Source organism: Streptomyces griseofuscus, assembly GCF_014673495.1.
Taxonomy (GTDB): Bacteria; Actinomycetota; Actinomycetes; order Streptomycetales; family Streptomycetaceae; genus Streptomyces; species Streptomyces murinus.
Genome location: NZ_CP051006.1, coordinates 1,297,869 through 1,309,678 on the forward strand (window position 1 = coordinate 1,297,869; position 11,810 = coordinate 1,309,678).

At 74.2% G+C, this 11,810-nt stretch carries 6 protein-coding genes; all 6 read right to left on the minus strand.

Annotation, left to right across the window (positions count from 1 at the left end):
- Positions 1-652: 652 nt before the first annotated feature.
- Entirely contained in the window at positions 653-1,735 is a 1,083-nt protein-coding gene (locus HEP81_RS05720) for a thiopeptide-type bacteriocin biosynthesis protein (RefSeq protein WP_051850264.1), read from the minus strand.
- Positions 1,732-4,584, minus strand: coding sequence for a lantibiotic dehydratase (locus HEP81_RS05725; RefSeq protein ID WP_078967445.1), 2,853 nt, complete (start codon positions 4,582-4,584; stop codon positions 1,732-1,734). Before HEP81_RS05725 ends, HEP81_RS05720 begins: the two co-directional genes overlap by 4 nt.
- 58 nt (positions 4,585-4,642) lie before the next feature.
- Positions 4,643-6,244, minus strand: coding sequence for a nitroreductase family protein (locus tag HEP81_RS05730; RefSeq protein ID WP_037657432.1), 1,602 nt, complete (start codon positions 6,242-6,244; stop codon positions 4,643-4,645).
- A 125-nt stretch (positions 6,245-6,369) separates the two neighbouring features.
- The gene (locus tag HEP81_RS05735) at positions 6,370-8,301 is read right to left on the minus strand and encodes a TOMM precursor leader peptide-binding protein (protein ID WP_037657434.1); all 1,932 of its coding nucleotides are present in this window, start codon (positions 8,299-8,301) and stop codon (positions 6,370-6,372) included.
- Positions 8,291-10,561 carry a TOMM precursor leader peptide-binding protein gene (locus HEP81_RS05740; RefSeq protein WP_037657436.1) on the minus strand — a complete coding sequence of 757 codons (2,271 nt, stop codon included), beginning with the start codon at positions 10,559-10,561 and terminating at the stop codon, positions 8,291-8,293. Before HEP81_RS05740 ends, HEP81_RS05735 begins: the two co-directional genes overlap by 11 nt.
- Before the next feature lie 22 nt (positions 10,562-10,583).
- The gene (locus tag HEP81_RS05745) at positions 10,584-11,708 is read right to left on the minus strand and encodes an AfsR/SARP family transcriptional regulator (RefSeq protein WP_078967446.1); all 1,125 of its coding nucleotides are present in this window, start codon (positions 11,706-11,708) and stop codon (positions 10,584-10,586) included.
- Positions 11,709-11,810 lie beyond the last annotated feature (102 nt).

Below are 11,810 nucleotides of genomic sequence, written 5' to 3' on the forward strand. Positions count from 1 at the left end.
ATCCAGCGCAGCCCGATCTCACTGACGCGGCCGCCCCAGGTGCGCGCGAACAGGCCGTGGGCCAGCTCGTGCAGGGCGAGGCTGCACCACAGGACGCAGCCGACGGCGAACAGCAGCACGGGCTGTTCGGCGGTGTGCACCGTCTGCCGCCACAGGGTGTCGGCACTGACGGCGACGACGGCGAGCACGCCGACGGCGAGCGCGGTGAGCGCGGCCAGCAGGGCGGGCCTGCGGTCCAGCGCGGTGAGCCGGTGCAGCCGGTCCATGAGGGCGGGCGCGTCGGCGACCATCCTGGTGTGTCCGGACAGGAAGCCGCTCGGACCCTGGGAGGGGGTGGGGACCGGCGTGGGCGCGACCGGTGCGGGGCCGCCGTCGAGGAGGCCCCGGGTGCCCAGCAGCCGCAGCATCTGCCCCCACTGGGCCTCGCCGAGCCGGGTGCCGAACGCGCCCGAGTAGGCCTGCCCGATCTCCTCCAGGGACCGGGTGCCGTCCAGGCGGGTGATGATGAAGTGCTCCTTGGCGCCGACCTCCAGGCGCCGTCCGGTGCGCGGGTCCTTCAGCAGATGGATGCGGGTCGGGCCGCGCAGCAGGCTGGGGCCGAGGACGAGGTCGGGGCGCACCCGCGGCCGGGCGGCCAGGAAGGCGTCGGTGGTCATCTGGTGTCCTCCGGGGCGCCGTCGCGCAGGGCGCGGGCGAGGACGTAGGAGAGGAACGCCTCGTCCCGGACGGTGATACCCAGCCGGTTGTTGGTCATGTGCATATAGGGCGACAGAAGCATCGGCAGGGCGTGCGCCGGGTCGGTGGCGTGGATGTCGCGGGTGCCGTCGAAGGAGCGGAAGACCAGGTCGCCCCGGTGCGCCGACCGCGCCGCGCGGTCGCGGAGTTCGGCGCAGTGCTCGGCCCAGCCGCGCAGGAAGGCCGGGAGCCGTTCCAGTTCGCCGCGGGCGACCGCCTCGCGGATGTGCCGAAAGCGTTCGGGGAGCCGGTCGCCCATGGTGGCGTACGCCCGCTCGTAGCCCTTGTCGGTGGTGTAGTTGGTGGTGCTGAACGCGTTGTTCCAGAAGCCGTGGTAGCGGTCGAGGAAGGTCAGCAGGGCCTCGTCGGCGGCGAGGAAGGTGCCGGAGACGACCATCATCAGCTGGGCGGACAGACCGAGCAGCACCGTGCGCAGATGGAGGTTCATGGTGCGGGTGGCCTCGATGACGAGGTCGCTGGAGTGCTGGAAGTGCCATTCGGCGAGCGCGATGCCGGCGGGCCCGCCGTACTTGCCGTACTCGGGCTCGTAGTCGCGGTCCTCGAAGCTGTTGTTGGGGCGCAGCTTCATCCGCCCGTCGGGGCCGATGAATCGGGCGCGTTCCTCCTCGCTGTACTCCAGGGTGAACAGGGTCTCGTACAGCTCGGCGAAGAAGCCCGCCTTGACCTCGTAGAGGGCGGGGCGTTCGCGCAGGAACGCGTCGAGGGCGGCGTGGGTGCGCGCCCGGACGGTTTCGGCGTCGGCGGCGCGGGCCGGCTTCAGGCGCAGCCGCAGATGGGGGCCCTCCAGCCAGTAGTTGATGAAGAACCAGCCGGTGATCAGCCCCTCTTCGGTGAGCCGGCGCACCAGGGGTTCGACGCACTGGAGGAGCAGCGGGCGGGGGCTGGCCGCGTAGAAGACGTGCACCGCGAGCCAGGTGCCGGGCGCGTCCTCGGTGGTGTCCACAGCAGGGGTGTCCGCAGCGGGGATGGGTGCGGTCATCGGGCTTCGTCCTTCCGGTGCGGGCCGGCCGGGGCGGGCAGCATCTCTACGGCGAGTTCGGCGACATGGCGGCCGCGGGGCGAGGTGACATGCAGCTCGTCCTCGCCGGGCAGCATCTCCTCGAACACGGTCCGGGCGCGTTTTCCGGCGAGGAGGCCTTCGAGTCCGGTGAGGGAGAGCGGACTCGCGAAGTCGACGTACTGGGGCTTGGCGCTGCCGAACCAGCCGCCGGCCTCGTCGCCCTCGCGTTCCTCGTGGAGGGTGGCGAACGCCCGCTCGGGCAGGCCGTGTTCGACGCGCCACCGGTGCCAGCCGAGGTACCAGTCGGCGTCGGTGACGCCCGGGGCGCGCAGCGGGAGGTGTCCGTCGGCGACGGTCCAGGAGCGGCGCTGGAGGACGAGGCTGTGGTGGCGCACGCGGGGGCGCCGGGTGACTCCGTCGTGCTCGGGTCCCGCGGGCACTCCGCGCCAGACGTCCGGCTTGGGGCGGGCGGTCGGGGAGAACAGCAGCAGAGTGCGCGGGATCTCGGGCAGCACCATGGGCACCAGGTAGCCGAGGTAGAGCGGGACGACCTCGCGGTCCAGTCGGCGGGAGCGCAGCAGCAGCCGGTCGGTGGTCTCGTCGTGCACGGCGTAGAGGTCGTCCAGGTGGAGGCGGGCCTCCTCGGGCGCCGAGCTGGTCTCGCCGGGGCAGACGATCTCGTGGTCGGTCAACCGGCCGTGCAGATTCAGGTTGGTGGTCGCGGATCCTGCGGTGATCTCGGCGAACACGGTGCCGGGCGGCAGCAGTTGGCGCAGCTCGGCGCGGATGGCGGCGGTCAGTCCGGGGCCTTCGGGGTCGTCGAAGCAGTGGGTGAAGCGGGTGAAGGGGAAGCAGAGGCCGCCGAAGGAGTCGTTGAGGACGACCAGGGGGTCGCCGTCGCGGCGGGCCAGCTGGAGGAAGTGGCTGTGCGACTGGAACGCCGGGGCGGCGGCGCCGAGGGCTTCGGCGACCTCGTCGGTGAGGACGTCGTCCAGGGTGAACTCCTCCGTGTCCGTAGGGAGTTCGGCCCAGCGTTCGCGCATACGGGCGGTGAAGGTGGCACGGGCCCCGTCCAGCGCCGTGATCTCGGGCAGGCCGAGCCAGTTCTCCTCCGGGGCGTGGCTGCCGTCCGGCAGGAAGTCGTCCTTGGCGGAGGTGAACTGGAGGTACTGCCGGAAGATGTCCTCGTGGAAGTCGTGCACCAGGCGCAGCAGATCGTCGCAGCGTCCGCCGCGGCCGAAGCGGGCGAGGAAGAAGCCCTTGAGGGTGAGGCGTTGGGGCAGCGCCACGTCGAAGGCGGGCAGCAGCCGCCCGAGCGAACGCAGTGGGCCCTCGGCGAGCCGCGTCCACTCGGCGAGGTCGGCGGTGGCGGTTCCGGCGGAGACGTCCTCGTAGACGAGGGTCTGTGGGAGGGAGGGACTTTCGGCCCCCAATTCGCTCTGGAGCCCGAGGAGTTCCGTCCGCAGTGCGCCGAGCAGGGTACGGCGGGTGGGGATGTCCGCCGCCGGGAAGCGGGCCAGGAGGTCGGCGGGGCCGTCCAGGCGGGCGGCGAGTGCCTCGGCCCACGGCCGGTCCAGGGCGCGCAGGGCACGCTGGAAGGCGCGCACCGGGTCGCCGCTGTGCACACCCGTGGCGAGGCCCGGGAGCTGGAGCATGCCGAGGTCACGCAGGGCGGCGAGATAGTGCTCGGCCTCCTCCGCGCCGGCCCTGGTGGTCTCGGCCAGCCAGTGCGCCAGCTCGCCGTACCTGAGCGGGCCTTCGTGGTCATGCAGCAGGGCCAGCATGCCGTCGAGGGTGCCCTGGCGGCGCAGGAAGAACAGCCGGTCCTGGGCGGCGTCGAAGCTGACGGCGGCGCTGTCGTCGCCCGCCGTGACGGCCCGCTGGACATAGCGGATACGGTCCTCGTCCAGTTTCCAGCCGGAGGCCAGGGCGACCGGCAGGTCGGCGCGGCGCGCGGGGTCGGCGGCGACGAGTTCGGCGAGGCGGGCGAGCGCGACGACGTTCAGCCGGGGGTGGCCGCGCCAGTCGTCGCCGACCCGTGTGAGCGCCGTACCGTCCCCCTCGTCCCCGAACCGGCCGACGGCGACGCCCGTGAGCGTGCTGAACGGGCTGGTCTTGCAGGCGGTGCGGTAGACGTACGACAGCAGGGAGCGCTCCATCTTGCGGGCGCGCTTGCCCGGTACCGGAGCCGGGTCGGCGGCGAACGCGTCGAGGCGCTCCTCCAGCGTGGGCGAGGCTAGCAGCAGGCCACGGCGCAGCCGGTCGTCCAGGGCCAGCTCGCGCAGCGCGGCCCGGGTGCGGGCGAACCCGGCGGCGAGCACCGACTCACCCTCGGACCGCAGCTCCTCCCAGCGGACCCGGGCCTCCAGCCACTGGGCGAGATCGGCGCCGGTGTCCCCGCCGAGGCTCCCGGCGAGCGCGCGGACGGCCGAAAGGTCGCCGGGCAGACGGTTGTTGAACACCTGGCGGCGCAGGGCGAGCAGCCGGCGGCGCAGCACCGCGTCGTCGGTGCCGCCCACCGCGGCGGAGAGCGGATCGCTGAGCCGGGCGCCGAGCGCGGCGAGCCGGTCCTGCTCGGCGGCGGTGCGCACGGCCCAGTCGGCGGCCTCGGGGGCGCGCAGGGCGAGGGCGGTGTCCACGGGGAGGCCGGAGACACGCAGCATGAAGCGGTGGTGCAGGGCCGGTTTCGCGGGTCCGGCGGGGATGTTCCCGGGCGACACGGCCGACGCGTTCGCGGCCGGGGTGCCGGTAGGTGAGACCGAGGGGTCGGGCCCCGGGCCGTCCTGCGCGGGGAGGTCCTCGGCCGGGGTGGTGGCGGTCGGGCTCATGCCCTCCCCCTTTCCTGTGGGGTAGCGGCCGCCCCGGGGGCGGGGCGGGGTCCTCGGGTCATGGGGCCACGATGTCGAAGCGGTAACCGGCCGGGCGTGGAGCCTCGTTGCCGATCATCATCACGAGCAGCGGGATCTCGCCCCGTTCGGCGAGGCCGAGTTCCTCCGCGAAGGAGACGCAGTCGAAGCCGAGCGCGACACCGCAGCCCATGCCCGCGGCCGAGGATGCGGTGTACACGGCCTGCGCGGTGGCGCCGATGACGGCGTTGACCAGCCGCAGGCCCCGGTCGCCGACCGTGTCGAGGACGGTGTGGGTGCGGGCCGCGGGCACCAGCACGGCGGCGGCCTGCTCCAGGTTGTAGTTGGCGAGGAAGTAGTTCTCCTGGAGGAAGCCGCCGAAGTCGCCAAGCTTCATCAGAACCAACTCGTTCGTCTCCCGGTCGTGTTCGTAGATGCCGGGCGCGATGCCCCGGACGTGGTTGACGAAGACGTACTGCCGGGTGAGGGGTGCGGCGCCGGGGGTCTCCGCGTCGGTGTCCAGGGTGCCGGCGGCGACGGCCGCGGCCAGCGCGGCGGACAGCCGGTCCGGGTCGAGCGGGGTGGTGGCGGTGAACCGGCCGAAGCTGCTGCGGCGTTCGCGCAGCGCCCGGCGTGCGGTCGCCTCCAGCGCGAGCGGCGCGGGCAGCGCGACACGCTCACCGGGGCCGGGCGGGGTGACCAGCGCGGAGTCCAGCGTCCCGGGCGCCGGACGGTCGGCGGCGCCTTCCAGGGTCGCCGCGTGGATCGCGTGCACGGTCGGGAAGGTCAGGACGCGGCGGGACCGCTCATCGGGGACATGACGGACCCGGGCGCCGGGGGTGGCCGGGGCGGCCTGCTTGCCCGTGTCGTCCTCGTCCGGCTTCTCCCACGTCAACGGCACCACCGCGAACACCCCGTCCTCCTCGGGGTCAAGCCCGAGCACCCGGCCGAGGCGGGGCTCGTCGAACCACAGCGCGGCGCCGATGTGCAGCCCGTGCGCGCGGGCCCACATGCGCCAGGTCTGGAGGAGGGCGCCGATGTCCATCGTGACGACGTGGTAGGAGAAGCTGTTGTACTTGAAGGCGTTCTGCCAGAACGTCACGCCCAGCACCAGGAACTGGTCGGTCTCCGCGGCCTCTTCGAGATCGCCGAGGGCGGTCCGCACCTCACCGGTGACATCCCCGGACAGGGTCCTGGCGAAGGCGTTGCGCGGGGTGTCGTAGTAGTAGACACCGGGGGCGAGGGGTCCGCTCGCGCCGCTGAGCCAGTGGATCCCAATGGGGTAGAGGCCGCCGCCGGAGGAGGTGCCGCGGGACCAGTTGGCGTGGGTGTGGAACGGCAGGGAGCCGAGGTCGCTGTTGGCCTGGACGGCGAGCCGGCGGCCGGTCAGTCCGTAGGAGTCGCGGAGCATCGCGCCGAGCAGCGGCAGGCTGAACGCACCGGTGCCGCGGGGCCCGAACAGGCCCCGGCCGAGCGTGGCGTCGTCCGCGCAGCCGCCGTCGGGCAGCGGCAGGACGGGGGCGTCGGGGAAGAACTTGCCCTTGCGGGGGCGGTCGGACCAGTTGGGCACGAAGTCGGCGGGCTCCATGGGGATCCTGCCCCGCCGCATCACCGCGGTCGCGTACTCATGGGCGTATCCCATGGTCACTTCCCTTTCTGCTGTCTGTGGTCGAGGTCGGCTGCCGAGCCGTGCACGGGGCGTCGGGCCAAGGGGGGTAGGAGCGTGGGGGCGTCGGCGCGTTGGGGGGCGGGGCGTGGGGTGTCGGGTCAGGGGAAGGGATGCGGCGCCGGGTTGAGATCGGCGGACGTCAAGTCGTCGTCCCGTAGGCCGGCTTCGCGCAGCGCTGTTCGCATCCGGGGCATCAGCGGGGCGCGTTGGCGGCTTGTGCCGAAGTCGATCGGGAGCAGGCCGGGCACCAGGACCTTCACGGTGTGCAGGCCCAACTCCCGCTGTTCCGGAGAGGTCTGGTCGACCACGACGACATCGAAGCCGTGCGCGGTGACGGCGCCGACGCACGCCTCCACATCGGTACGCAGATCGGCGGCGGGCGACAGGGCACCCCGCCCGGTGGCGAGGGAGGCGAGCGGCACCCGTTCGGCGTCGTCGCGGCCGCGCAGCAGGAAGTCGGTGTACCGGCCCATCTCGGGCAGCCCGTACAGCAGGGGGTGGTCGTGCAACACCTGGACCTGGTCGAAGTCGCCCGCCAGGCGCCGCAGCCGGGATTCGTCGCGGGCGGTGCGGCGGCGCAGGTTGACCGAGTCGGTGGCGATCTCGCACAGTCCCCCGGCGAGCGCGGCCTCGGGGTCGAGGGAGGCGCCCGCGCCGAAGCAGAGCAGTCCGGGCCCGCCGTCGACGCGTTCGGCGACGGCGGTCACCACCGGCACCGGGAAGGTGACGCGGGTGTCGAAGAACCGGGCCCGGTAGCCGTACATCGCCAGCCGGTCGACCATGGCGCGGGTCGCGGTCCGGGTGCTGCTCGCCGGGTCGATCTCGGGCAGCCGGAGCCGGCCGAACCAGGCCAGCAGGAAGGCGTCGCGTTCCACGGTCTCCATCAGCCCGTGGTAGACGGCCTCGGTCAGACTGCCGCCGGAGGCACAGCCGTTGGAGCTCTCCTGGACGAAGCGCCGCCGGATCCCGCCGGGCGCGTGGTAATAGGCCACGACCTCGGGCACGAGAACCGGCCGGGCGTCGCGCAGCGACCAGCCCCACACCCAGTCCACCGGGCGGTCCGGCGCGAACCGCGGCACCTCGGGTGCGGTGGCGTGGAAGGCGTCGGAGTACAGGCCGGTGACGCGTGGGTCGACGGCGAGGTCCCCGAGGTCGTCGAGGCTCGCGTTGAGCACCGTCCGTTTGGCGCGGCCCCGCATCCCGGCGAACCGCTCCAGGCCCTCCAGTACCCCGACGCGCACACTGGTGCCGTAGGAGTCGGTGTGGCCGCCCCAGTAGCACTCCCGCAGATAGTCGCCCGAGCGGGTGGTGAAGGCGCCGATCACCGAGGAGGTCGAGGCGGAGGCCAGGTCGGGTGCGAAGGAGGGGCCGAGGGCGCCGGTGACGGGGTTGACGAACGCCTCCGGCACCAGGTCGTACGCGGCGAGCGGGCGGGCGCGGAAGTCGGCCGGGTCGTGCTTGGTGCCGGGGTCCAGGGTGATCCTGGCGCCCTCGGCGGTGTCGTCCGGCCGGGTCCCGCAGGACGGGCATTCGCCGTCGGGCACCAGCGCGACCCGGCACACGCGCAGGGTCTCCAGGTCCAGCAGCCACACCCAGGGGTGCCGGCCGCCCCGGTCCCCGCGGGACACCGCCGCGACCAGCGCGGCGAGGGCGTCCACCGTGAAGCCGGCCAGCCAGGGCGGGGTGCCGGTGGCCCGGGGTTCGGTGCCGCGTTCCAGCGCGTCCCGCAGATATCCGGCACGCACCGCCTGCCAGCGGCGCGCGAGGCACCGGGGGCAGCCGGGCGCGCCCTCGGCCGGTACGGGACCGACCAGGGCGTGGTGTCCGTACAGGCCGACCGGTACCGCGTCCCGCGTGAACTCATAGGCGTCGACGACGAGTTCGTCGCGGACGCCGAGCGGGGTCACGGTCACCGGCGGGGTGCCCGGGCGCTCCGCGAGGGCGGCGGTGAGCGCGGCGCACACCGCGTCCCACGGCCCGGTGGCCGTGGGCGGGGCGGGGTGCGGCGCGGTCACGGTCTCAGTGGGCACGACGCGTCCCGCGGGTCAGCACGACACGCGACGCGAACACGGCGCCCTCGGCGAGGTCGGGCGCGGTGACCCGCACCGCGAACGCGTCCCGGCCGGCCGCGGCGAGCCCGTCGAGGACGGCGGGCCAGGTGGTCTCCACGGCGAGGGCCGGTACGACGCCGTCGGGGACGAGGGTCGCCGCGTCCAGGTCGGCCCACAGCGGGTCACCGGCGTCGGACTCGCCCCCGGCGCGGCGCAGTTGCTCGGCGCCGAGCAGATCGCGCAGCGCCTCCAGGACGGCCTCCCGGTGCCGCAGCCCGCTGCCGATGGCCCAACGGGTCACGCCGCCGGGCTCGTCGGTGAACCGGGCGAGCACCACCGGCAGCAACGGGCTTCCCAGGTCCAGGACTTCGGCCGTGACACCGAGGTTCTCCGCCGAGCGCAGCAGGAACCGCAGTTCCGGGTCCTCGGTGAGGGTCGCGGGGTCCACGGTGCGTACCGGGTGGGTGCGACGGACGGCGGCGTGCAGCGCGTCCTGGGCGAGCGCGGTGCGCAGGGCGCGGGCGAGCGCGGCGCGGGGGCTGCCCGCGGCGCCGGTGCCGGCGGAGGTCCGCTCGAACAGGCCCGCGTCGTTCCAGCCGCCGAAGGTGCGCACGGCGCCCGCGGGCACCAGCACGGTCCGCCCGTCGAGCAGCGAGGTGGCCTCGCCGAAGTGGGCGATCCGGTCGGCGGGCACGTCCAGACCGCTGGAGACGGCGAGTTCGGCGGGGGCGAGGCGGGTCCACTTCCCGGCTGCGGCCTCCAGCGCGGCGGCCGTCAGCACCTGGGGAGGGACGACGTGTTCGGCGTACACCTCGGCGGCGCGGAACAGCGCGTTCAGGCGGGCACCGGCGACATGGTGCACGTCGGCGGCGGACACCTCGCGGGTCCGTCCGGGGGCGAGACCCAGCCGTACGGTGCCGATCTTGAGCGGTGTCTGCTCCCACTCGTCGTCGGCGTACGCGGTGAAGACGCCCGCCGCCTCGCGGACCAGGACGTCGCGCTCCTCCAGCGCGGCGAGCGCGGCGCGGGCGGCGTCCTCGTCGGCGGCGCCGTCGGCGGGCGCGGCGGCGGACTCGTCCTCGGGGTGGGCGGTGCGCAGGGCGTCCACGCCCTCCGTGTGCTCGCCCTCGGGGGCGGCGGAGCAGTAGGGACATCGCGGATGCGGCAGCAGCGGCTCCGTCAGCACATCGAGGGAGTCGAGGTCCTGGACGACGAGCTGGCCCCGGGTCTCGGCGGGGAGCGCCCCGGTGACCAGGCGGAACACCTCGAAGGCGAGCAGGTTGCCGAGCATCCCGGCGAGCGGGCCGCCGATGAGCGGCGCGGGGGTGCCGAGCGGTGCGGCGGGTCCGACGGACGCCCACAGGTCGGCGCTGTCGGCCGCGTCGGAGCCCGCGCCGAGCCGCAGCGCGGCGCAGCACCAGCAGCCGGTGTGCCCGGCGGTCATCTCGGGGCCGATGACGGCGCGGTCGCCGAAGGTCCAGGCGCCGAGCAGCCGGCGCCCGGCCGGCACGCCCTCGCCGAGCAGCCGCAGCAGTTGCCGGGATCCGGCGGCGGGGGTCACCAGGACGGTGTCCCAGCCCTCCAGTTCGGCCCAGCCGTACGTGCCGTCGGCGGCTTCCCCGAGGCGGGCGAGCCGGGGGGCGCAGCCCGCCTCGGCGAGGGCGGCGGCCTCGGCGTCGATCTCCGCGCCGCCCTCCACCCCGTGCCGTTCGGCCCGCAACTCGCTGTACGGACCGTCCTGTTCGGTGATGGCCACGGCGGCGCTGCCGTTGCGCAGCAGGCCGAGCGCGGCCCAGCGGGCCAGGGCGTCGTCACCGAGGACGGCGACCGGGGTGTCACGGAAGCGCGCGAACCGTGCGGCCGCGTCGTCGGCGTAGTGGTCGAGGTAGTCGAGCTGATGCGCAAAACGCTCGCTGACCTGCGGCGCGAGCAGGTCGCCCGGGGGCTTGGGACCGGCGTCCCGGGCGAAGCCACGCGCGTAGAGCGCACGTACGAGTTGGACCACCATGTCGCGCTGCTTGTCCCCCAGCCCCGCGCACAGCTCCTCGACCCGGCGCTCGCCGTCGAAGTGCGGCACGATCAGCGTGGCGAAGCGGTACGCGTTGCGGGTACGGACGTTGAACCCGCCATGGGCGTTGTGGAAGAGCACTCCGTCCGGGGTCTGCGTGTAGAGCACGTCCCGGCGGATACGGGGCCGCGACTGCGCGATCTCCTCGGGAGAGGCGGGAGCGTGGGGCATGGGCGGGGAGACCTTTCGATGCTCACTGGGAGGGTCGGCCGGCGGCCGGGGGAGGCAGGTCCGTCGGGTCGTGCGGGACGGCGGGGGCGCCGGGGAGACAGGCGCCTGCCGCCTGGACGAAGAGGCGCAGCAGATCGTGGACGCGATAGCGGCCGGAGGGGTCCTCCTGGAGCAGCCCGGCGTCCACGAGCGAGCTGAGCACCAGGGCGCCGGGGGCGCTGAGCGAGCCCCGCCCGAGCCCCGGGGGAGGCTCGCCCGACCCGCCGCTCCCGACCGGCAGCGGCAGCGGACGGCCACCGGAGGCAAGCGCCGCGGCCGGTGCGCCGGTGGCGATCGCCCCGTGCTGTCCGTCGGGTAATTCGCCGCGCAGCACGGCGAGTTGGAGATCCCGCAGGACGGGTCCCGGCTCCACCCCGAGTTCCTCGGTGAGATGGGCGTGAATCCTGCGGTACTCGGCGAGCGCCTCGGCACGTCGGCCGGAGCGGTAGAGCGCCTCGACGAGCAGCGCGGACAGCCCCTCGTGCCCGGGGTGGGCGCGCACGGCCTCACGGGCCTCGGGGATCAGCTCGCGGTGCCGGCCCAGACGCAGCTCGCCGTCGAACACCCGCTCCACCGCGAGAAGTCGTTCCTCGGCAAGGCGGGGCACGAGATCGCGGTGGATCTCGTCCGAGTGCACGTTCGTCAGCAGGGGTTCGCCCCACAGTGCGAGCGCGGCGCGGGCGAGCCGCAGCGCGGACTCCGGGTCGTCGGCGGTGTACGAGCGGGCGAGCAGCTCGCGGAAGTGCAGCAGATCGAGGGTGCCTGCGTCGGCGTACAGCCGGTAGCCGCCGGGCACCGCCTCGATGGCGTGATCGGCGATGCCGTACTTGGCGAAGAGCCGGCGCAGCCGGAGCACGCAGGTGTGGAGCGCCGATCGGCCGCCCGAGGGCGGCCGGTTGCCCCAGACCACCCGCTGGAGCAGCTCCGAGCCGACCACCGCGCCGGGGTGGAGCAGCAGGGCCGCGAGGAGCGAGGCGGGGCGAGAGGGCTGGAGCACGACGGTGTCGTGGCCGTCGGTGATGGCGAGCAGGCCGAGCACGAGGAACCGGGGCCGATGGGCCCCTGGTGCGGGGAGAGCGCTGTCCGGCGCGGAGGTGCCTGTCTTCACCGTGGCCTTTCAGCGTCGAGGTGGGGAGTGCAGTGGGGGTGCACAACGGTGGTACGACGGCGCGACGTTGGGCACGCCGAAGACCGCCAACGCGCCCAATTC